The sequence below is a fragment of the Burkholderia sp. 10_S31 genome (assembly GCF_056930375.1).
In genome coordinates this window covers 223,848-244,899 of the sequence record NZ_JBXOWK010000001.1, presented here as the reverse complement: position 1 = coordinate 244,899, position 21,052 = coordinate 223,848, and the positions used below count along the sequence as shown (strand labels likewise).

At 67.0% G+C, this 21,052-nt stretch carries 24 protein-coding genes; 10 read left to right on the top strand and 14 right to left on the bottom strand.

Translation table 11 applies throughout. The features are described from left to right. Nucleotides 1-409: 409 nt before the first annotated feature. Nucleotides 410-1,120: a YceH family protein gene (locus AC1Z3W_RS01120; RefSeq protein WP_057925538.1), complete on the top strand. Its 711-nt coding sequence runs from the start codon at nucleotides 410-412 to the stop codon at nucleotides 1,118-1,120. An 85-nt stretch (nucleotides 1,121-1,205) separates the two neighbouring features. On the opposite strand, the gene AC1Z3W_RS01115 is transcribed toward AC1Z3W_RS01120, so the two are convergent. Next, the gene (locus tag AC1Z3W_RS01115; protein ID WP_057925539.1) at nucleotides 1,206-1,628 is read right to left on the bottom strand and encodes a hypothetical protein; all 423 of its coding nucleotides are present in this window, start codon (nucleotides 1,626-1,628) and stop codon (nucleotides 1,206-1,208) included. A gap of 28 nt (nucleotides 1,629-1,656) precedes the next feature. Further along, on the bottom strand, nucleotides 1,657-2,211 hold the full coding sequence (locus AC1Z3W_RS01110; protein WP_057925717.1) for a hypothetical protein: 555 nt from the start codon (nucleotides 2,209-2,211) through the stop codon (nucleotides 1,657-1,659). 238 nt (nucleotides 2,212-2,449) lie between these two features. Between AC1Z3W_RS01110 and AC1Z3W_RS01105 the strand changes: the two genes are divergently transcribed. Together AC1Z3W_RS01105 and AC1Z3W_RS01100 are read left to right on the top strand one after the other, a co-directional pair. Next, on the top strand, nucleotides 2,450-3,580 hold the full coding sequence (locus tag AC1Z3W_RS01105) for a 3-deoxy-7-phosphoheptulonate synthase (RefSeq protein ID WP_057925540.1): 1,131 nt from the start codon (nucleotides 2,450-2,452) through the stop codon (nucleotides 3,578-3,580). Between the two features lie 388 nt (nucleotides 3,581-3,968). Further along, nucleotides 3,969-4,397: a PRC-barrel domain-containing protein gene (locus AC1Z3W_RS01100; protein WP_057925541.1), complete on the top strand. Its 429-nt coding sequence runs from the start codon at nucleotides 3,969-3,971 to the stop codon at nucleotides 4,395-4,397. A gap of 55 nt (nucleotides 4,398-4,452) precedes the next feature. Here the strand turns inward: AC1Z3W_RS01100 and AC1Z3W_RS01095 are convergent, their stop codons facing one another. From AC1Z3W_RS01095 to AC1Z3W_RS01065, 7 genes are all read right to left on the bottom strand, one after another. Then, entirely contained in the window at nucleotides 4,453-4,968 is a 516-nt protein-coding gene (locus tag AC1Z3W_RS01095) for an Ohr family peroxiredoxin (protein WP_057925542.1), read from the bottom strand. Nucleotides 4,969-4,993: 25 nt separating this feature from the next. After that, nucleotides 4,994-5,749 carry an SDR family oxidoreductase gene (locus AC1Z3W_RS01090; RefSeq protein WP_483506673.1) on the bottom strand — a complete coding sequence of 252 codons (756 nt, stop codon included), beginning with the start codon at nucleotides 5,747-5,749 and terminating at the stop codon, nucleotides 4,994-4,996. Between the two features lie 205 nt (nucleotides 5,750-5,954). Next, nucleotides 5,955-6,977, bottom strand: coding sequence for a LysR family transcriptional regulator (locus tag AC1Z3W_RS01085; protein WP_057925544.1), 1,023 nt, complete (start codon nucleotides 6,975-6,977; stop codon nucleotides 5,955-5,957). Between the two features lie 127 nt (nucleotides 6,978-7,104). Next, a complete protein-coding gene (locus tag AC1Z3W_RS01080) occupies nucleotides 7,105-7,509 on the bottom strand; it encodes a cupin domain-containing protein (protein WP_057925545.1) in 405 nt (134 codons plus the stop codon). Between the two features lie 77 nt (nucleotides 7,510-7,586). Continuing rightward, nucleotides 7,587-8,066, bottom strand: coding sequence for a carboxymuconolactone decarboxylase family protein (locus AC1Z3W_RS01075; protein WP_057925546.1), 480 nt, complete (start codon nucleotides 8,064-8,066; stop codon nucleotides 7,587-7,589). Between the two features lie 181 nt (nucleotides 8,067-8,247). Continuing rightward, the gene (locus tag AC1Z3W_RS01070; RefSeq protein ID WP_483506671.1) at nucleotides 8,248-9,156 is read right to left on the bottom strand and encodes an RNA polymerase sigma-70 factor; all 909 of its coding nucleotides are present in this window, start codon (nucleotides 9,154-9,156) and stop codon (nucleotides 8,248-8,250) included. After that, a complete protein-coding gene (locus AC1Z3W_RS01065; protein WP_260428188.1) occupies nucleotides 9,153-9,281 on the bottom strand; it encodes a hypothetical protein in 129 nt (42 codons plus the stop codon). The genes AC1Z3W_RS01070 and AC1Z3W_RS01065 overlap by 4 nt, the downstream gene beginning before the upstream one ends. A 276-nt stretch (nucleotides 9,282-9,557) precedes the next feature. On the opposite strand from AC1Z3W_RS01065, the gene AC1Z3W_RS01060 reads away from it, so the two are divergent. From AC1Z3W_RS01060 to trhA, 3 genes are all read left to right on the top strand, one after another. Beyond that, nucleotides 9,558-11,636, top strand: a complete 2,079-nt coding sequence (locus AC1Z3W_RS01060; RefSeq protein WP_057925548.1) for a carbon starvation CstA family protein — start codon at nucleotides 9,558-9,560, stop codon at nucleotides 11,634-11,636. A 12-nt stretch (nucleotides 11,637-11,648) separates the two neighbouring features. Then, complete coding sequence (locus AC1Z3W_RS01055) at nucleotides 11,649-11,855, top strand: YbdD/YjiX family protein (RefSeq protein WP_006761279.1); 207 nt, start codon at nucleotides 11,649-11,651, stop codon at nucleotides 11,853-11,855. A 211-nt stretch (nucleotides 11,856-12,066) separates the two neighbouring features. After that, nucleotides 12,067-12,687 (top strand): PAQR family membrane homeostasis protein TrhA, encoded by a 621-nt coding sequence (gene trhA, locus AC1Z3W_RS01050; RefSeq protein ID WP_057925549.1) that lies wholly within the window; start codon nucleotides 12,067-12,069, stop codon nucleotides 12,685-12,687. A gap of 21 nt (nucleotides 12,688-12,708) precedes the next feature. Here the strand turns inward: trhA and AC1Z3W_RS01045 are convergent, their stop codons facing one another. Together AC1Z3W_RS01045 and AC1Z3W_RS01040 are read right to left on the bottom strand one after the other, a co-directional pair. After that, nucleotides 12,709-13,140, bottom strand: coding sequence for a nuclear transport factor 2 family protein (locus AC1Z3W_RS01045; protein ID WP_483506668.1), 432 nt, complete (start codon nucleotides 13,138-13,140; stop codon nucleotides 12,709-12,711). Between the two features lie 101 nt (nucleotides 13,141-13,241). After that, nucleotides 13,242-13,595 carry a DOPA 4,5-dioxygenase family protein gene (locus AC1Z3W_RS01040; protein ID WP_057925551.1) on the bottom strand — a complete coding sequence of 118 codons (354 nt, stop codon included), beginning with the start codon at nucleotides 13,593-13,595 and terminating at the stop codon, nucleotides 13,242-13,244. 493 nt (nucleotides 13,596-14,088) lie between these two features. Here AC1Z3W_RS01040 and AC1Z3W_RS01035 point away from each other — a divergent pair, with 493 nt between their 5' ends. From AC1Z3W_RS01035 to AC1Z3W_RS01025, 3 genes are all read left to right on the top strand, one after another. Then, entirely contained in the window at nucleotides 14,089-14,466 is a 378-nt protein-coding gene (locus tag AC1Z3W_RS01035) for a hypothetical protein (protein WP_124832715.1), read from the top strand. 230 nt (nucleotides 14,467-14,696) lie between these two features. Beyond that, nucleotides 14,697-15,182 carry a hypothetical protein gene (locus AC1Z3W_RS01030; RefSeq protein WP_057925553.1) on the top strand — a complete coding sequence of 162 codons (486 nt, stop codon included), beginning with the start codon at nucleotides 14,697-14,699 and terminating at the stop codon, nucleotides 15,180-15,182. Nucleotides 15,183-15,363: 181 nt separating this feature from the next. Further along, nucleotides 15,364-15,624, top strand: a complete 261-nt coding sequence (locus tag AC1Z3W_RS01025) for a hypothetical protein (protein ID WP_057925554.1) — start codon at nucleotides 15,364-15,366, stop codon at nucleotides 15,622-15,624. A 151-nt stretch (nucleotides 15,625-15,775) separates the two neighbouring features. Here AC1Z3W_RS01025 and hpnH read toward each other — a convergent pair whose 3' ends face one another. Both hpnH and ispH read right to left on the bottom strand, forming a co-directional pair. Next, nucleotides 15,776-16,936 carry an adenosyl-hopene transferase HpnH gene (gene hpnH, locus AC1Z3W_RS01020; protein ID WP_057925555.1) on the bottom strand — a complete coding sequence of 387 codons (1,161 nt, stop codon included), beginning with the start codon at nucleotides 16,934-16,936 and terminating at the stop codon, nucleotides 15,776-15,778. Between the two features lie 12 nt (nucleotides 16,937-16,948). Then, the gene (gene ispH, locus AC1Z3W_RS01015; RefSeq protein WP_057925556.1) at nucleotides 16,949-17,890 is read right to left on the bottom strand and encodes a 4-hydroxy-3-methylbut-2-enyl diphosphate reductase; all 942 of its coding nucleotides are present in this window, start codon (nucleotides 17,888-17,890) and stop codon (nucleotides 16,949-16,951) included. A gap of 433 nt (nucleotides 17,891-18,323) precedes the next feature. On the opposite strand from ispH, the gene AC1Z3W_RS01010 reads away from it, so the two are divergent. Further along, on the top strand, nucleotides 18,324-19,511 hold the full coding sequence (locus AC1Z3W_RS01010) for a glycosyltransferase (RefSeq protein WP_124832611.1): 1,188 nt from the start codon (nucleotides 18,324-18,326) through the stop codon (nucleotides 19,509-19,511). Between the two features lie 108 nt (nucleotides 19,512-19,619). Here the strand turns inward: AC1Z3W_RS01010 and AC1Z3W_RS01005 are convergent, their stop codons facing one another. Beyond that, complete coding sequence (locus AC1Z3W_RS01005; protein ID WP_124832612.1) at nucleotides 19,620-21,041, bottom strand: phage tail protein; 1,422 nt, start codon at nucleotides 21,039-21,041, stop codon at nucleotides 19,620-19,622. Between the last annotated feature and the right edge of the window lie 11 nt (nucleotides 21,042-21,052).

Below are 21,052 nucleotides of genomic sequence, written 5' to 3'. Positions count from 1 at the left end.
TGAACCGTGTTGACGAGTGGCGTGGCGCGCATGCGCGGCGACACGGCGTGCGGGACGGGCGATGCGCGGGGTTGGCGTTGCGTGCGAAGGCGGCCGCGTGCGGCGGCGCGTCTCCGGGTGAACGCGTATCGTAGCGCTGGCCTGAGCGACGCGCAAACGCGCAAACGCTCGGCGACGCCGCGCGCGGGCGCTGACTCGGCGCGAGAATACGCGACGCCGCCCGCACGCATCGTCGCGCGGTGCCGCCCGCCCGATACGTTCGGACGAATGCCGGCTGCGGCAAGTTCGCGCGCCGTCGTGCGAGTGGCGCCGGGCCCCACGTCGCGAGCTATCATATGGCTCGCCCTTTCGCGACGCCGGACGGGCCGCGACCGTTTCCCTTCACCTGCTGCACGCTGCGACACGATCCATGAACACCACGCCGGACATGCCCACGCCACGCGCCCTGCGCGAACTCACGCCCCTCGAGGCCCGCATTATCGGGGTGCTCGTCGAGAAGCAGCACACGGTGCCGGACACCTATCCGCTGTCGCTGAATGCGCTGACCGCGGGCTGCAACCAGAAAACCGCGCGCTTGCCGGTGATGAACGTCAGCGAGGACGAAGTCACGACCGCGCTCGACGGGCTCAAGCACCTGAGCCTCGTGATGGAGGGCAGCAGCAGCCGCGTGCCGCGTTTCGAGCACAACATGAACCGCGTGCTCGGCATCCCGAGCCAGGCGATCGCGCTGCTGACGATCCTGCTGCTGCGCGGCCCGCAGACGGCCGCCGAACTGCGCCTGAACAGCGCGCGCCTGCACGGCTTCGCGGATATCTCGTCGGTCGAGGCGTTCCTCGACGAACTCGCGGCGCGTGCGCAGCCGCTCGTCGTCCGGCTGCCGCGTGCGCCCGGTGCGCGCGAGAACCGCTGGATGCACCTGATGTGCGGCGAGGTGAACATTGCCGATTTCGCCGGTTCCGATGCGGTTGGCGGCGCGGATTCCGTTCCGCCGTCGGAGTTCGAGGCGTTGAAGGCCGAGCAGAAGCGGCTTGCTGATGAAGTGGCGCGGCTGAACGCACTCGTTCAGCGGATGGCGACCGAACTCGGAATCGACGTCGACGCACCGGGCGACGCGGGCTGACGGGGCGCCTGAACCAACTCGATACCGGCGCGCCTGCGGGTGCGCCGGATGATGAACCTGCCTCGCTCTGCGGCCCGCACCCGCACTACCAGCGGCACCCTGTCTTCCCGGACGCATCGACGTCCTGCGCCCACGCGAAATCGGTCTTCTTGCCGGTACGCGCATGGGTGTACGTCATCGAATAGACGATCGCACCCTGGCTCATCATTTCGTACTCACCGTTGATCTTGCCGTCGACCATTTCCCACCAGGTTGTCGTGAACTGGTACGGGCGGCCTTCCGCGAGTTCTTCCTGATCCACGTGCTTGAGCAGCAGCGGGATCGCCGACTTCGATTTCGCGTACCGGACGACACCGCCTTGCCATTTGGCGACGTCGTCGTAATACGTGCGCAGCTCGAAGCGCACGGGTTTGTCGCCGGTCGTCCTGAAGCACAGCACTTCCGTGCTGACTTCGGCCGACGCGGGCAATGCGATGCATAGCAGCAACGCGGCGAGTGCTTTTTTCATATCGACATGTGCGTGGTGAAGAGGCGATTCAACCGACGCTGATGCGCGTGGCGCCCGCGTCGACGAGCCGGAACAGGAGGTCCTCGACGGCCGCGCCCGGCGCCGAACCGAGATCCGCGTTCACGCGCCATCCTTGCTCCGTGCGTGCCGGCTCCGACAGATAGTGAACGATGCCGTGCAGGCCGTCTTCGGCCGGCACGCCTTCGTCGTCGGCGTCGAACCACGCGAAGAACCATGTCTTGAACACGTCGGTGGCCGCGGCTTCGGCGAGACCGTCGGCTTCGATCGTGGCCCAGTCCCACACGAACGGCCGGATCGATACGGTCGCCGTTTCGAGTTCGAACGCGAATGGCTCGAAATCGAGTTGCGCGGTCGAGTCGACCATCGCCGGCTGGCCGGCCGATTCGCCTTCGGTGCGAACGATGTCGGCGCGGCACGGCAGCGCGAGCGGGCCTTCGGTGGCGAGCGTGCCGTCGGCTTTCCGGAAGGCCGGTTCGACGACGGCCGCCGGTTGCGTTGCCGCTTGCGCGAGCAGGTCGGCGTAGGGCTGGCGGATGGCGCCGAGCAGTTCGGATACGGTCATCTTGGCGGTCGGGTCGAGTTGCGAGCGGTCAATCACGGACGGATGGTGCGTCGTGCCGCCTGCGTCGAACGACGGGCGCATCGGCAGCGGACAGCCACGATCGTACGGCACTTCGGTGACACGCGACCACTCGGCCGAATGGCCGGCAGCCTCGGACCGCGCCGCGCGTCGCTGCCGCCCCGCGCGAGTGCCATAATCGAGCCTGCCCATCATTCCAGACGTCCCCCGGAGAATCTCCATGCAAAACCTCGACAATCCTTCCCACGATCGCGAGGTAGGCAGCGCCGACGCGACCCAGGACACCACGCGCATCGACGACGTCCGCATCGGCGCCGTGCGCCCGCTGATTTCCCCCGCGCTGCTGCAGGACGAGTTGCCGGTGCCGGCCGCCACACAGACGCTCGTCGAGGACACGCGCCGCGCGATCGGCGACATCCTGCACGGCCGCGACGACCGGCTGCTGCTCGTCGTCGGCCCGTGCTCGATTCACGACCACGACCAGGCGCTCGACTACGCACGCCGCCTGAAGGCCGCCGCCGATGCGCTGAAGGACGACCTGCTGATCACCATGCGCGTGTACTTCGAGAAGCCGCGCACGACGGTTGGCTGGAAGGGATACATCAACGATCCGCGCCTGGACGGCAGCTTCCGCATCAACGAAGGGCTGCGCGCCGCGCGGCAACTGCTGCTCGACATCAACGCGCTCGGCCTGCCGGCGTCGACCGAATTCCTCGACTTGCTGAGCCCGCAATACATCGCCGACCTGATCGCGTGGGGCGCGATCGGCGCGCGCACGACCGAGAGCCAGAGCCATCGTCAGCTCGCGTCGGGGCTCAGCTGCCCGATCGGCTTCAAGAACGGCACCGACGGCGGTGTGCAGGTCGCGTCGGACGCGATCGTCGCCGCGCGCGCGAGCCATGCGTTCATGGGGATGACGAAGATGGGGATGGCCGCGATCTTCGAGACGCGCGGCAACGACGACGCGCACGTGATCCTGCGCGGCGGCAAGAACGGGCCGAACTACGACGCCGAGCACGTCGAAGCGAGCTGCGCGGTGCTGCGCAAGAGCGGATTGCGCGAGCAGGTGATGGTCGATTGCTCGCATGCGAATTCGAACAAGTCGCACGAGCGGCAGATCGATGTCGCGCAGGATCTCGCGCGGCAGCTGTCGCAGGGCGAGCACCGGATCATCGGCGTGATGGTGGAGAGCCATCTCGAGGCCGGGCGTCAGGATCTGAAGCCGGGCGTGCCGTTGAAGTATGGCGTGTCGATCACCGATGCGTGCCTGAGCTGGTCGCAGACCGAGCCGGTGCTCGATGTGCTGGCCGACGCGGTGCGGCATCGCCGCGTGTATTCGCGCAACGCGTGACGCAGTGTGACTGCGTGGCGCTCGCCGCGTAGTCCGAGGCACCGGTGAAGGCCGGTTGCCTGTCTGCCCCCATGTTCTGCTGAACGACATGCCGCGGCGCTTGTTTTTCCGCGCCGCGCGCACCGCCTTTCCGCACGATCGTTGATCTCCATCCAGTCCGCCCGCCGGCCGCCTTGCACGCTGAGCGCACGATCCCGCGATTGTCGCTACCATGAAAGCCGTGTTGCACGCTGCGGCCCGGCCACGCCGGCCCGTCATGCACACGCGCAGTGGCGGCGCGGCCGTCTGCCATGCGACCGACGAAGCGCGGGGTGCTCACCGATCAGCCGTTGCGCCCGCGTCGCTTCGCTCCCGGAATCAACAACAACCGAACCGGAGTGCAAGACACATGAAGTTCTACAAGACCCTCATCGCAGCAACCGTCCTCGCATCGAGCGTCAGCGCGCACGCGCAGATCGCCGGCACACAGCCGCTCAGCGTGACCGTCGAGCAGTCGCAGGCGCTGCTCGAAGGCTGGAGCGTGAAGAAGAGCGTGCTCGGCAAGGCCGTGTACAACGACGCGAACCAGAAGGTCGGCACGGTGCGCGACCTGATCGTCGCACCGGACGGCTCGGTGTCGGCGGCGATCGTGTCGGCCGGCGGTTTCCTCGGCGTGGCCGCGCATGACGTCGCGGTGCCGATCGCGTCGCTCGACGCGCGCAACGGCAACATCTACCTGCCGGGCGCGACGAAGGATGCGCTGAAGGCGACGCCGGCATTCCAGTACGCGAAGGTGCCGTCGCCGCCGAAGCCGAAGAAGGTCGACGACAAGCACTGATCGGCATCGTTCGTGCGGCGCCCGTCGCGCGATGCGCCGGGCACCGCGTTTGCAATCAGCCTTTCGGTGTGTCGTCCGGCGCTGCGAGCGCCACGACGTGGCTGATGCCTTGATGCGCCATCTTCGTATAAGGGCTGAAGCGCTCGGTATTGCGCACGAGCTCCTCCGCCACCGCGCGTTCGACGCCCGGCAGCCGCACGCGGATGTCCGCGTTCAGCATGAACAGCCCGTCCATCGGATCGCGGCAGAAGTCGATCGACGCGGACACCGACGCGCCGGCGATCGACACCCCCGCTCGCGCGGCCAGCAGGCTCAGCGCACCATGAAAGCATGCCGCGTAGCTCGCGGCGAACAGCTGTTCGGGATTCGGCCCGTCGCCGGACCCGCCGAGCGCGGACGGCAAACGCAACGCCACGTCGAGACGTCCGTCGTCGGAGCGCGCGACGCCCGATGCGCGGCCATGCTCCGCCGCGCCGCCGGTGACGGTCACGGTCGTCGAGTAGAGCGTCTGCGGTTCGCGCCCGCGATACTTGTCAAGCAGCGACAGCGGCGGCGGGCGCAATGGCGTCATGGTGTGCGTGATCCTGCGGTGCGGCTCAGCGTGCGGCCTGGTTCTGGCGGAACCACGCGTCGAAGGTCGTCGCACCGAGGCGCGCGCCGGGCCCGGGGACGAGCGTGTCGTCCTGCAGCACCGCGCCGAAGTAGTCGGCGCCCGCGTCCCGGACCACCGTGCGCGCATCGTGCGTGACCGACAGGAAATGCTCGATCAGGTCGGCGATCCGCACGCGGTCGGGGCCGCCGATTTCAGCGATGCCGTTGCGCGGCGCATCGAGCGCGAATTCGGTGACGGCGGCTGCGACGTCATCGGATGCGATCGGCTGGAAGAATGCGGTGGTCTGCCGCGTGGTGTCGCCTTCGGTGCTTGCTTGCGCGATCGCGCCGACGAATTCGAAGAATTGCGTCGAGCGCACGATCGTGTACGGCACGCCGGCTTCGCGGATCAGGTTCTCCTGGATGATCTTGCCGCGGAAATACGCGCTTTGTTGCAGCTGGTCGGTGCCAACCACCGACAGTGCGACGTGATGGCGCACGCCCGCCGCGCGTTCCGCGGCGAACAGGTTGCGCCCCGACGTCTCGAAGAATGCCTTCACGGTCGCTTCGTCGAACGACGGCGAGTTCGCGAGATCGACGACGACGTCCGCGCCGGCCAGCGCTTCGTCGAGGCCGGCGCCCGTGATCGTGTCGACACCCGTCGACGGTGCTGCCGCGACGGCGTCATGCCCGCGCGCCACGAGGTTTCTGACGACCTTGCTGCCGATCAGGCCGGTGCCACCGATTACGACGATTTTCACGATTGCTCTCCTTGAACGGGCGCGCGACATGCACGCCGCTTGAACCTGTCGAAGCCGGCGCCCACCGCATTCACGCGATCGCGCCGGCACGTTGCGGAACCGCACGCGATCCGGCTTGCGTGTCGTTCGGCCTGCCCGAATCGTAGGCATGCGCCGCGTGATCCGGTAGTGCCTTGCAGGTACCCACGGTGTTGCGCGCCCTGCATCAATCGACCGTTTCCGTCTCCGTTTCCGTTTCCGCCGGCGCCAGCGTCGTCATCGTCGTCAGGCACTGCAGGTCGCGCGCCCGCGTCTGTTCGATCATGTAGTCGATGAACACGCGGATGCGCGTGGGCAGGTGCTTGCGGCTGAGATAGCAAAGGTAATGACCGCCGTCGTCCGGTGCATGCCGGCCGAGGCAGCTCACCAGTTGTCCGTCGGCGAGCAGGTCGCACACCTGGTACGCCGGCAGCTGCGCGATGCCGAGCCCGTCGAGTGCCGCGCGCACGACGAGATCCATGTCGTTGAACGTGTGATGCGCGGCGGGCTGACGCTGCTGCGCGAGCCCGTCGACCTTGAATTCCCACTCGATCACGCGGCCCGACGCGGTGCGCAGGTTGATGCAGCGATGCTTCGCGAGCTCGTCGACGTGACGCGGCAGACCGTGCCGATGCGCATACGACGGCGACGCGCAGACGATCATCTGCATTGGAATCAGCTGCCGCGCGACGATCGCGCTGTCCTCCATGCGTCCGTCGCGAAACGCGACGTCGACGCGGTCGGCGGAGAAGTCGACGGGGCGGTCGTTCAGCAGCAGCTCGAGCGTGATGTCCGGATACTGCGCGTGAAAATCGCGCAGCAGCGGCGCGATGATCTTGCGCCCGAAACCGGGCGTCGAACCGATGCGCAGATGCCCGCTCGGCGGCCCGCTGCGCAACTCGCGCATGTCGTCGAGCGCCTGCGCGAGATGTTCGATGCCCGGCCGGCAGTTCTCGTAGAAGCGCTCGCCTTCGCGCGTCAGCGACATGCTGCGCGTCGTGCGCTGGAACAGGCGCGCGTCGAGCCGCTCTTCGAGCCGTTGCACGTGACGGCTGACCGACGAGCGGCCGACGCCGAGGCGGTCGGCGGCGCGGGCGAAGCTGCCTTCGGTGACGACGGCAAGGAAAGTGACGACGCCGGCGTAGCAGCTCGAGAAGCTTCGTGCGTACGGATCGTCGGCGTCGGGGCGGCGGATGGAGGTGTCTGGCATGGAGGTGTCTGACATGGAGGCGCGAGAATCGTGTTGTCCATATGCGTCTAGACGTTTCAGCGCCGCCACCTGTGACACCGTCCGCCGTATTTTTATGAAAAAAGGGCCGCGGCGGCCGGCGAGCCGATTATTTCTCCGGCACGAACACCGGCGCGCCCTTGTCCTTCAGCAACAGCACGATGAACTTCGCGGGCTTCGTGCGGCTCGCGTTGCGTCCGACCGTGTGCAGGTCGTCCGGGCCTTCGTAGAACGTCTGGCCCGGTTTCAGCGTGACGGGTTCGCCGCCCTTCACCTGCATCACGATCGAGCCCTCGACTACGTAGACGAACGCGGGCGCGTGGTGCCGGTGGACCGGGTCCACCGCGCCGGGCGGATACTCGACCGAGATCATCTGCGCTTCCTTGCCCGGATAGTCGTCGAGCGGTTTCGTCATCAGCGGCGTGACGATGGCAGAGGGCGCCGCGTGGACGGCGCTGGTTGCGGCCCCCGCGACGACGAGCGCGGCCGCGACGGCATGTTTCAAGCGAATCATGGGATGGTTTCCGGTGAGGGCCGCCGGCAGACAGCCGGCGGCGAAGGAGGGGGGCTGCCCGCAGCCGGGCGCGGGCGTCAGGCGAGATTCGCCTTGTCGAGGCCGTATGCCTTGTCGGCCGAACCCGGTGCGGTGCGGAACGCCACGTTCGCGCGGTTCCAGCCGTTGATCACCATCACTTCGAACGTCAGGTCTGACAATTCCTTTTCGGACAGCTGGCCGCGCACGCGATCGTAGACATCGTCCGGCACGCCGTGCTCGGGGATTTTCGTCAGCACTTCGGTCCATGCGAGCGCGGCGCGCTCGCGCGGCGAGAACAGCGTCGATTCGCGCCACGTCGCCAGATGATGAAGGCGCAGTTCGCGCTCGCCGTGAAGGCGTGCCTCCTTCACGTGCATGTCGAGGCAGAATGCGCAGCCGTTGAGTTGCGATGCGCGCGCGGACACGAGATCGCGGATCGATTCCTCGATCGCGCTGGTGCGCAGCACGTTGCTGAGTTCGAGGAACTGCCTGAACAGCTCCGGCGATTGATGCATGTAGTTGAGACGCTGCGTCATGATTTCTCCAGGCGACAAAAAGGCTTGCCCGCGCTCGGCGGGTGTCATGGGGCGGCAGGGCGCCGCGTGAAATCATGTTAGGAGCGCGTAGCGGCGCGCGGTAGCCACGCGGAGGGACGCATCGTGTTGCATGTGCTGCACCAATGCCGCCACGATCGCGGCACGGCGCGCGCTACGATTTTCAGTCTTCGGATATCAGGCGCTGGTCGGCACCACCGCACGCGGCCGCGATCCGCGCGAGCTTGTCCGGGTTGCGCTGCACGAGGATCCGGACGATGCGCGTGCCGTCCGTCTCGAACGACATCGCGGATTCGAGCTGCCCCGCGATGAAACGCAGCATCGCCCATTCGCCGTTCAGTACGACCGGGCGCATCTCGACGCCGCTGCCGCAGCGCAGCCACGTCGCGTAGAACAGCTGGGCGATGCGGCGGCCGCCGACCATCGGTTGTGGGAAACTCTGGACCTTGCCGCCGCCGTCGCCGATCAGCATCGCGTCTTCGGCGAGCAGCGCCTGGATCGACGGGAAGTCGCCTTGCGCGAGCGCGTGCGAGAAAGTTTGCAGCAGTTGCCGGTGCGTTTCGTGCGGCACCAGGTAGCGCGGCCGGTCGTCGTCGCGCAATTGGGCCTTCGCACGGCTGACGAGCTGCCGGCACGCGGCTTCGGATTTGCCGATCGCGTCGGCGATCCGGTCGTAGTCGACGTCGAACACTTCGCGCAGCAGGAACGCCGCACGCGCTTCCGGCGTCAGCCGTTCGAGCAGCATCAGGTACGCGACCGATACGTCGCTCGCGCGCTCTGTCATTTCCTCGGGTGTGGCCGGCGATTCGCCGAGCTCGGGCTCCGGCAGCCAGATGCCGGTGTAATGCTCGCGCCGGATCTTCGCCGCGCGCAGGCGGTCGATCGCGGTCCGCGTCGTGACCGCGACGAGCCACGCCTCGCCGTTCTCGATTCCGTCGCGCGCCGCTTCGTGCCAGCGCAGCCAGACGTCCTGCACGATGTCCTCGGCGTCCGCGACGGAGCCGAGCATCCGGTACGCGATCTTCTGCAGGCGCGGGCGCAGCGCGTGGAAGGTCTGGGCGTCGTCGTTCATGCTGCCCGCGCGCCCATGCGCGATGCGGGGCCGCGGTCGATGCGATGCGCGGCATCGCGGCGGCCGCGCAGGTCGACGACGAAATCGTCGCCATTCGCGTTCATCTGCTGAAATCCGGTGGGCATGGTCGTTCCTGAATCGAGGCACGCGAATACTGTACGTGGCTTGCCGGCGGCGATCAATCGCGGCCCGGCGATGCTCCAGACTGCTCCAGACGCTCGCCTACGTAATTTTACGTAGCACCGCGTACGTAGTTGTGCGCTTGTAAGCCGCCCCCGTCGCGCGGAATACTACGGCCCACTGCCGCGGCTTCCACGAGACGCGGCACGACGCATCGACGTCACGCGGGTTCGGCTCCTTGCCGGATCCACTCAAAACCACATAGGAGACCAGGAGACGCCATGAATCGGGCTTCCAGTACCCTGCTCTGGATCGCGGTCGCGCTGCTCGGCGCGTTCGCGTTCGGGACGATCGCACTTGCGCACGGCGAACGCGTCAGCGCGCTCTGGATCGTGATCGCCGCAGTCTGCGTATATCTCATCGCATATCGCTTCTACAGCCGCTTCATCGCCAGCAAGGTCATGCAGCTCGACGGGCTGCGGATGACGCCGGCGGTCAAGTTCAACGACGGCCTCGACTACGTGCCGACCAACAAGTACGTGCTGTTCGGCCATCACTTCGCCGCCATCGCCGGTGCCGGGCCGCTCGTCGGGCCGGTGCTCGCCGCGCAGATGGGCTACACGCCCGGCATGCTGTGGATCCTGGCCGGCGTCGTGTTCGCCGGCGCGGTGCAGGACTTCATCGTGCTGTTCATCTCGACGCGCCGCGACGGCCGCTCGCTCGGCGACCTCGTCAAGATGGAGCTCGGCACGGTGCCCGGCGTGATCGCGCTGTTCGGCGCGTTCCTGATCATGGTGATCATCCTTGCGGTGCTCGCGCTGATCGTCGTGAAGGCGCTCACGAATTCGCCGTGGGGCACGTTCACCGTCGCCGCGACGATTCCGATCGCGCTGTTCATGGGCGTCTACACGCGCTACATCCGTCCGGGCCGCATCGGCGAAGTGTCGATCATCGGCTTCGTGCTGCTGATGGCGTCGATCGCGTTCGGCCAGTCCGTGCACGATTCGCCGACGCTCGCCGCCTGGTTCACGTTCAACGGCACGCAGCTCACGTGGATCCTGATCGGCTACGGCTTCGTCGCATCGGTGCTGCCGGTGTGGCTGCTGCTCGCGCCGCGCGACTACCTGTCGACGTTCCTGAAGATCGGCACGATCCTCGGCCTCGCGATCGGCATCCTGGTCGTCGCACCGGAACTGAAGATGCCCGCGCTGACGAAGTTCGTCGACGGCACGGGCCCGGTGTGGTCGGGCAACCTGTTCCCGTTCCTGTTCATCACGATCGCGTGCGGCGCGGTGTCGGGCTTCCACGCGCTGATCTCGTCGGGCACGACGCCGAAGCTGATCGACAACGAAACCAACGCGCGCTTCATCGGTTACGGCGCGATGCTGATGGAATCGTTCGTCGCGATCATGGCGCTGGTCGCCGCGTGCGTGATCGAACCGGGCATCTACTTCGCGATGAACGCGCCGGCCGCCGTGCTCGGCTCGACGCCGGAAGCGGTTGCCAACACCGTCACGCAATGGGGCTTCGTGCTGACGCCCGACATGCTCACGCAAACCGCGAAGGCCGTCGGCGAAACCACGATCATCGCGCGCGCGGGCGGCGCACCGACGCTGGCCGTCGGCATGGCGCACATCCTGCACCAGGTGATCGGCGGCGAAGCGATGATGGCGTTCTGGTATCACTTCGCGATCCTGTTCGAGGCGCTGTTCATCCTGACGGCCGTCGACGCCGGCACGCGCGCGGGCCGCTTCATGCTGCAGGACCTGCTCGGCACGTTCCACCCGGCGCTCAAGCGCACCGAGTCGCTGCCCGCGAACCTGGTCGCCACCGGGCTGTGCGTGGCCGCGTGGGGCTACTTCCTGTACCAGGGCGTGGTCGATCCGCTCGGCGGCATCAACACGCTGTGGCCGCTGTTCGGCATCTCGAACCAGATGCTTGCCGCCATCGCGCTGGTGCTCGGCACCGTCGTGCTGTTCAAGATGAAGCGTGAGCGCTATGCGTGGGTGACGATCGTGCCGACCGTGTGGTTGCTGATCTGCACGCTGACGGCCGGCTGGCAGAAGATTTTCGACGCGAACCCGAAGGTCAGCTTCCTCGCGCACGCCGCGAAGCTGCAGGCCGCCGTGGACGAAGGCAAGGTGCTCGCGCCGGCGAAGTCGATCGCGCAGATGAAGCGGATCATCTTCAACGATTACATCGATGCGGCGCTGGCCGGGCTGTTCATCTTCGTCGTCGTGGCGATCGCGGTGTACGGCGTGATCGCCGTGCTGCGCGCACGCCGCGAGGCGAAGCCGACCGTGCGCGAGACGCCGTACGAAGCGATGCCGGCCGCGCAGGCGCTCGGCAGCGGACGATAACGGGAGGCCGCGATGTTCAGCGATCTTGGCGGCGACCTGCGCAGTGCGGGGCGTTACCTCGGGCAGGCGTTGCGGCTGATGGTCGGCCTGCCCGACTACGACACCTACGTCGCGCACATGCGCGAGACTCATCCGGACCGAGAGCCGATGACGTACGAGGAATTTTTCCGCGAGCGTCAGAATGCGCGGTATGGGTCGGGGGCAGGGAAGTGTTGCTGAACCGGACCGGTGAAGCCGGCCGGTAAGGCCGTCCGGTGATGGGCCAGGAAGCGCCGCGAAGGCATTCGCGGCGCTTTTTCTTTTTGGGGACGGGCGGCGCTTGGCGCGCGCCGTCGCCGCAGCGTTTGACCGGCTTCAGCGCGACGCGATCCGGCCGCCGGTATCATAGGGCTCTGCTTTTTTCCGATGAATCCGCGCAGGAGAACCCGTCGTGCATGTCGGTGAGCGTTTCAACAGCATTTCCCATCTCGTCGGCGCGGTGCTGTCGGTAGCAGGGCTTGTCGCACTCGTGACGATGGGCGCGCTCGAAGGCGATCCCTACAAGATCGTGAGCTTCAGCGTGTACGGCGCGATGCTGATCCTGCTCTACGCGATCTCGACGCTGTATCACAGCGTGCGTAACCCGCGGCTCAAGGCAATCCTGCAGAAGTGCGACCATTCGGCCATTTATCTGCTGATCGCGGGCAGCTACACCCCGTTCACGCTCGTCACGCTGCGCGGCCCGTGGGGCTGGTCGCTGTTCGGCGTGAGCTGGGGGCTCGCCGCATTCGGGATTGCGCAGGAACTCACGCTCGGACGGCGCACACGCATCGTGTCGATGGTGCTGTACGTGCTGATGGGCTGGCTCGCGCTCGTCGCGATCCGCCCGCTGATCCACGCGTTGCCACCGGTCGGTACCGCATGGCTCTTGGCCGGCGGCGTCATCTACAGCGTGGGGATCTACTTCTTCATCAACGACGAGCGTATCCGCCACGGGCACGGTATCTGGCATCTGTTCGTGCTGGCCGGCAGCCTGTGCCAGTTCGTCAGCGTCGCGATGTATGTCGCGTGAGCGTGCACGGCACGGCGCGCGTCATTCGCGCCCGGCCGTCCGGGCTGCATCACACAGCGCCATGAACCCGACCCACCCCCAGTAGACGCGATGATGCGCGATCAACCCGTCGCGCAGATCCATCACCTCGACGAGATCGACCTGATCGCCTTCCGGCGTTTCGCGCGGATATTCCCACGTGAGTTGCCGTCCGTTCGAAAAGAACAGGCCCGTGCGGTACCAGCGTCCGAGCTTGTTGCCCGGATTGCGCAGGCCCGCTGCGAAGAATTCGCCGATTGCAGCCTTGCCGTGCAGCACGCCCGAGCCATGGTCGGGCAGCGCGACGACGATCAGCGGCGTTTCGAGTATCGCGTCGTCCGCGTACAGCGACATCAGCGCGTCGAGGTCGCGTGCGACGACGGCGGCGTGCCAGTCCTGATGAATGCGTTGCGCATCGGTGTCGGGGTGTGTCATGGCGGGTTCCGGCAAGCGTGGATAACGGAACCACTGTATTGACGCAACGCTGCCGGACGTTTCAGCGCGACCCGAAACGTGGATGTCACGCGTGCGGCACGTCAACCCGCTAGCGCGCCGAGATTCAGTTCATACGACTTGCCGATCCACACCGCGCTGTCGCGATGGTCGCGCAGTTCGTCGTTCGTGTTCGGGTGCAGGAAGAGGTCGAGCGCGCCGTGATTCAGCACGAGCCACGGCACGATGGTGTCGAAGCGCGTGGCATCGAACGCGATCTGATACGACCACGCGGGATGCGGGCCGACGAGGCGTTCGTGAAAGCGGCCGAGCTCGATGATCGTGCCGAACCGCTCTTCGACGACAAGGCGAAACGCCCAGGCCGCGTCGCGGCTCGCGGCGTCGAAGTAGACGTGTGCGTGCCAACTGTCGATGGCGGTGGTGTCGATGGCAGCCATGGCGGGACTCGAGAGAAGAATGGGGAAGGCATGAGCGCCGTGATGTACGGTCGATGCGTAATTATCGCGCTTCCTTGTCGGACACGTGTTGTCGCTGCGCGGTAAATCGGCGCGGAGGATTTGTCGTGCGTCAGAGAAGCCGGCGCGTTCGATGAGACGTCTCTCGCTCGTGCGCTGGATGCAGCATTGCGTCGAAAGCCTTGCCGGCCCGTGCTTCGGCCGAAATCTCGACGGCAATACGTCATTTCGAAAACTGCAAAGGCGATTTACGCACCGCTTCGAATCGTCCGCGAAAACGCGATCAGGTGGTTGAATGAAATAAAGAAATTCCGGTCAGGCAGCAGTGGCGAATCATGCGGATCGCGACCCCGCTGCCGGTGCTGAAAATATCAATTGCGGAATCGGCTATTCAAGCGCACGGCCACGCGACATACGATGATTGCACCGCATCGACGACGAAGATCGATGCGGAGACAACCATCTGGAGGCCATGATGCGATCCGTTGTTTCCCTTGCTGTCCTGTCCGGCGCGCTTGCCGTGCTGCCTGCCGCGAGCTTCGCGCAGTCCGTCAACACCGAGTGGCAGTCGAACGTCGCCCCGTTGAATTGGAAGGCGGCGCGTGCCGAGACCGACGTGCAGCTGATGCAGATGACGCGCGCCGGCTATCGTGCGACGACAGCCGGCAACCAGAACTATCCGCTCGCGATGCAGCGTGCGCTCGACCGCGTGAGGAACCCGGTGCCCGACCGCTCGCGCGAGGAGAAGGCCGCGATGGAAGCGCGCGCGGCCAGCGCCGCGCAGAGCGGTCGTCCAGTGAAGGCGTTCTTCGTGAAGACCGCGTACTACCTGAAGGGCGAGAACACGTTCTGATGCGGGAGACGAGCATGGCATGCGCCAACCGACTTCCCGGCGCGTTGCGGACGTCGATGATCCGGCAGTTGCCGGACGCGTGCGCGACGCGGCGGTGGGACGGCGTGTACGGCGTGTACGGGACGCGGCGACGCACGAACGGCAAGCGCGACGCAAGCCGCGGTGCCGTCGCATGCCGCGCCGCGTGGCCGGCATTCGACGCGGACGACGTCCATCAGCGAGGACGGGTCATGAGGGCCGTCCGGAAAGGCCGTCGCCACCCGCCATTGACGCGCGAGTGGCTGCTGCCGCTGCCGCCCGCGCATGTGCGCGACATCTCGCTGAAATGCCACATGGCGCTCGTCGCGCTGCGCGGCGAGCACGGCAGCGAAGCGTTGCTGATGCGGCTGCGCACGAGCGTCTATCTGGTGTTCCTCGCGCTCGACGACGCGGTATCCCCCGATGCGAGCATCGACCTGTGCGTCGAAGCGGAGCGCGTGCTCGACGCGAGCGTGGCGCGCGCTGGGCAAAGCGGCGCATGGACGCTGCACGACGACGAAAGCGCAGTGCTCGAACGCATACTCGCCGCGAACGACGCGTGCGTCGCGACGCTCACCCGGCACCGGCTCGCCGAGCTGTGGCGTCACGTGTGCGCGTTCGCGTCCGCGTCCGCCGAGCAGCCGGCACTGGTCGCGCAGGCGGCGGCGAAGATGCGGGAACCGGCCGTCCTGCATTGAGCGGCGGCAACACGACCGACGCTGGGGCCGTGTTTCATACTTGTCCCATTCACTGGGGCTGACGCTCGCCGTCTAATGTCACGACAGGAGCCGAATGGGTTCGGTCGATGACGATCCATCCTCGCGTTTGCGGCGATCGTGCGTGTCGGCGTGAACGTATTCGTTTCGGTCAGGAGGAGCGATGGCGCTATACAGGATCGGCGGCTATTTCACGTGCGGAAGCGGCCGCGCATTCAGCGAGAATCTGCCGCCGGGCAGCGACGTGACGATCGCGGGCATCTATCGATGCACCGTGTGCGGCGACGAGGTCGGCATTGCGAAAGGGCAGGCGCTGCCGTCGGAGGAAACACATCGGCACGATCTCGATCCGCCGTCCGACCCGCTGCTCGATCCCGGCCCGACCGCATGGCAACTGATCGCGGCGGCGCAGTCGAGACACTGAACGGGCGGTGTTCGCATGCTCATGCAAATGCGGAAGCGCCCCCGGCCCATGACGACGCCCGACAAAACAAAAGCGCCACGGAGCGAACTCCGTGGCGCTTCTTCGATGCCGGCCGATGCGGAGGCGCCAACCTCCGCATCGCGATACGCGCTTAAGCCGCCGTTGCCGGCTTCGCCGGCTTCTGCAGCTTGCCCTTGCCGGCGCGCTGGATTTCCTCGAGCTTGATCTCGACGTGGCGCGAGAACACGTACTCGGCCGGACGCTGCTTCGCGATCGAGATGTCCGGTGCGAACGGGCCGTCGGTCTTGATGCCCTTCTTGCTCACGCGCAGCGCCTTCAGCGGATGCGAGATCGTGTCCATCACGGCGGTGGCTTCGAAGCCGCAGTGGACCATGCAGTCCGCGCACTTCTCGTAGTTGCCGACGCCGTAGTTGTCCCAGTTCGTGTCTTCCATCAGTTCCTTGAAGGTCTTCACGTAACCTTCGCCGACCAGATAGCACGGCTTCTGCCAGCCGAACACGGTGCGTGCCGGGTTGCCCCACGGCGTGCACTTGTACGTCTGGTTGCCGGCCAGGAAGTCGAGGAACAGCGACGACTGGCTGAACGACCAGCGCTTGCCGCCTTCGCCGCGCTTCAGGATTTCGCGGAACAGGTTCTTCGTCTTGTCGCGGTTCAGGAAGTGCTGCTGATCCGGCGCGCGCTCGTACGCATAGCCCGGCGACACGGTGATGCCGTCGACGCCGATCGGCCCCAGCGTATCGAAGAACTTCGCGACGCGCTCGGGGATCGCATCGTTGAACAGCGTGCAGTTGATGTTCACGCGGAAGCCGCGGCGCTTCGCTTCCTTGATGGCCGCGACCGCCTTGTCGTACACGCCTTCCTGCGACACGGAATGGTCGTGCATGTCCTTGTCGCCGTCGAGGTGGACCGACCAGACGAAGTACGGGTTCGGCTGGTAGTCGTCCATCTTCTTTTCCATCAGGAGCGCGTTCGTGCACAGGTACACGAACTTCTTGCGCTTCATGATGCCCTTGACGATCTCCGGCATCTCCTTGTGGAGCAGCGGCTCGCCGCCGGCGATCGACACGATGGGTGCGCCGCACTCGTCGACGGCTTCCAGGCATTCCTCGACGGACAGGCGCTGGTTCAGGATCGGGTCCGGATAATCGATCTTGCCGCAGCCGTTACACGCGAGGTTGCAGCGGAACAGCGGCTCGAGCATCAGCGCGAGCGGATAGCGTTTGTTGCCGGACAGGTGTTGGCGCATGATGTATGCGCCGACGCGGACTTGCTGGAGCAGCGGAATAGACAAGAGTTGTCCTCCTTAAACTTCGCGGGCGACAGCTTGCGTAAGCTTCGCCGGCAACTTGAATTCGACTTTTTCTTCACGGCCCGCCATCGTCGTGACATCGACGGGCCCCAGCGCGCGCAGCGCACCGATTACATCCTCAACCATTTCCTCGGGTGCCGACGCGCCGGCGGTCAGGCCGACCGTCTGCACGCCCGCGAACCATTCGGGCTTCACTTCCGAGCCGTCGGCGACGAGATAGCTCGGCACGCCGCTTTCGGTGCCGATCTCGCGCAGGCGGTTCGAGTTCGAGCTGTTCGTCGCACCGACGACCAGCAGCACGTCGACCTGGCCGCTCAGCTCGCGCACGGCGGCCTGGCGGTTTTGCGTCGCGTAGCAGATGTCCCGCGTGTCCGGGCCGACGATGTCGGTGAACCGGCGCTGCAGCGCTTCGATGATGCCGCGCGTGTCGTCGACCGACAGCGTCGTCTGCGTCACGTACGCAACCGGCGTGTCGACCGGCAGCGTCAGCGTATCGACTTCGGCTTCGCTTTGCACGAGGATCACCTCGGCCGGAATCTGGCCGATCGTGCCCTCGACTTCCGGATGGCCCGCATGGCCGATCAGGATCAGCCGGCGGCCCGCCGCGACGTACTGGCGGCCCTGCACGTGCACTTTCGTGACGAGCGGGCAGGTTGCGTCCAGCACGTCGAGCCCGCGCGTTTGAGCATCGCGTTCGACCGTCTGGGCGACACCGTGCGCGCTGAAGATCGCCACAGCGCCGTGCGGCACCTCGTCGAGTTCCTCAACGAATCGCGCCCCTTTATCACGCAGGTTTTCGACGACATGCCGGTTATGGACGATCTCATGACGCACATAGACCGGCGCGCCGTGCTGTTGCAGCGCGCGATCGACGATCTCGATCGCACGGACAACCCCCGCACAGAAGCCGCGGGGCTGGGCAAGGATGACTCGCATAAGTGAGCGAACTCCGACGACAGACGCCGGGGTTCAAGGAGCTGGCACTGCTCGCTCGCCCCGGCTTGATGTTATGAAGGCAGGAAACGAACCGGCCAGGCCAGGCCCCGGAACCCCGAATTAATCGCGCATTTTAACCCTATCGGGCCGTCTTTGCTCTGGTGCTGTACCGGCCGTGTTGCATCGGCCGCTAAGCCGCGTCGGCGCTCGCTCGCGCGGAACCCGGTAAACTGCGCGGTTTCGCGGGCAGCCTGTCCGGCTGCCCGGCGTCGCGCTCATTTCAAGGCCATTCGATGACCGTCGATTCTTACGCGTATTGCCCTGCCGCCCGCGCGGTGATGGGTATTTTTACTTCGACCCTGATTGCAATCGAACGATCCGGCACCGCGGGCGGCCGGGCCGCTCGCGCCGGCGTCCGGCAGGAGGCTTGCCGATGATGCTGGCGATTACCTTCCTGGTGTCCGGCCTGTCACTGCTGATCTGGATCGTGCTGCTCGTCGCGCGCGGCGGCTTCTGGCGCGCGCGGCCCGCGCGGGCACTGCCGCCGCAGGCGCGCGGCGCCGCGGCCGAGGCCGGCTGGCCGGCCGTCGTCGCGGTCGTGCCGGCGCGCAACGAGGTCGATGTGATCGCCCGGGCGGCGACGTCGCTGCTCGAGCAGGACTATCCGGGCGACTTTCATCTGATCATTGTCGACGACCACAGCGACGACGGCACCGCCGACGCGGCTCGCGCGGCCGCGCTCGCGATCAACCGCGCCGACCGCCTGACGGTGCTGGCCGCGAAGCCGTTGCCGGCCGGCTGGTCGGGCAAGGTGTGGGCGCAGTCGCAGGGCATCGCCGCGGTGCGCACGCTCGGGCTGCCGGCCGACTACCTGCTGCTGACGGATGCCGACATCGGCCATCCGCCCGACGCCGTCGCGCAGCTCGTCACGCGCGCGCAGGCCGAACAGCGCGATCTCGTGTCGCTGATGGTGCGGCTGCGCTGCGATTCGTTCTGGGAAAAGGCGCTGATCCCGGCGTTCGTGTTCTTCTTCGCGAAGCTCTATCCGTTCTCGTGGATCAACAATCCGCGCAACCGGACGGCCGGCGCCGCGGGCGGCTGCATGCTGGTCAAGCGCAGCGCGCTCGAGGAAGCGGGCGGCATCGAGTCGATCCGCGGCGCGCTGATCGACGACTGCAGCCTCGCCGCGCAGATCAAGCATCGCGGCAGCGGCCGGCATCCGATCCGGCTCGATCTGGCCGACCGCAGCGTGTCGCTGCGTCCGTACGATAGCTGGCGCGACATCTGGAACATGATTGCGCGCACCGCGTTCACGCAGCTCCATTATTCGCCGCTGCTGCTTGCGGGCACGCTGCTCGGGATGACGATCATCTACCTCGTGCCGCCCGTCGCCGCGATCGTCTACGGCGCGCGTGCATGGCCGGCGTGGCTTGCGTGGGCGTCGATGTGCACAGCGTATGCGCCGATGCTGCGCTACTACCGGCGCTCGCCTCTGTGGGCGCCTGCGCTGCCGCTGGTCGCGCTGTTCTACGTCGGCGCGACGTTCGCGTCCGCGTGGCGCTACTGGCGCGGCAAGGGCGGCCAGTGGAAGGCGCGCGTGCAGGCGCCGGTGGAGCGCTGAGCCGAATGACGCCGGCGTATGCCGGCTGTCTCCTGGACTTCGGAAAGCAAACAGCCCGATCGGTGTGAACCGGTCGGGCTGTTTTGTTTGCGGCGGGGCCGCGCGCGCTTACCGCTGCGTCAGCATCATGTACATCTGGATCACGACGTCCGGCGAGAACGTGAACGGCACCCAGCCGTAGCCGGTGTGGCGCGCGACCAGCAGGCGGTCGCCGTTCGATTGCTTCTGCACGGCCATCATCGGGTTCTTCGTCGTCACGAAGCGCCAGCCGGCCGGGATGCCTGGCGGTGGTTCCGGCTGCATCGACGCGCGTGCGTGCGCGAGTTCCTCGATCAGCTGGCCCAGTTGTTCCGGGTGAAGCGTGATCGATTGGCCGTTGACGGTCAGCGTCAGTTCGTTCTGTGACGGGCGCGCGACTTGCAGCGTCGCTTTGTCCGCAGGCGTGTCCGCCGCTTCGGCGGGGGCGACTTCGATCGCAGTGTCGGCTGCGGTCGTCGCGACGACGGCGGTGGTCGCGTCGGCCGGCGCTGCAGCGACTTCATCGGCAGCCACCGGGGCGGCTGCGTTTGCCACCGGCTCGACGACGGGCTCGACAACCGATTCGACAACCGGTTCGACGACTTCAGCCGCGACGGCCGTCGCGGTTTCCGACGCTGCCGCGTTCGTCGCGGCGTCCTTCACGACCGCTTCGACCAGCGCTTCCGCGTCGGCGATCGCCTTCGCGTGACGCTCGGCGGCCGCTTCGGCCTGTGCGATCGCTTCGGTGTGGCGTTGCGCGACGGCCTCGGCCTCGGCTGTTGCCGCCTCGTGGCGTTGCGCGGCCGCGTCGGCTTGCGCGATGGCTTCGGTGTGGCGTTGCGTGATGGTTTGCGCCTCGGCAGTCGCATCGGCGTGGCGCTGCGCGGCGGCTTCCGCTTCGGCGATCGCCTGCGTGTGGCGTTGCGCGAGCGCTTCGGCTTCCGCGATCGCGGCCGCGTGGCGCTGCGTCGCGGCCTCGGCTTCGGCGGTCGCTTGCGCGTGGCGCTTCGCGGCGGCTTCGGCCTCCGTGGTGGCGGCGGCATGACGCTGCGCGGCCGCATCCGCTTCGGTCGCGGCGGCGTGATGACGTTGCGCGGCGGCCTCGGCTTCGGCGATCGCGGCCGCGTGGCGTTGCGACGCGGCTTCGGCATCTGCGTGACGTTGCGCGAGCGCTTCGGTCAGCGCGGTCGCTTCGGCGTGCCGCTGGGTGGCGGCTTCGGCCTGCGCGGTGGCTTCGGTGTGGCGCTGGGCGGCGGCTTCGGCCGCGGCGGTGGCGTCGGCGTGGCGCTGCTGCGCGGCATCGGCGTCGGCGGCTGCGGCCGTGTGGCGCTGCGCGGCGGCCTGTGCTTCGGTCTCCGCAGCGGCGTGACGTTCGGCGGCAGCCTGGGCTTCCGCCGCGGCGGCGCGCGCGAACGCTTCCGCGCTGCGTGCCGCCTGCTGCGCGGCGTGGTGATCGTGGAGGAGATGATCGACGCCCGCGTTGAGCGAATCGATCTGATCGTTCAGGTTCATGCGTGTCTTCT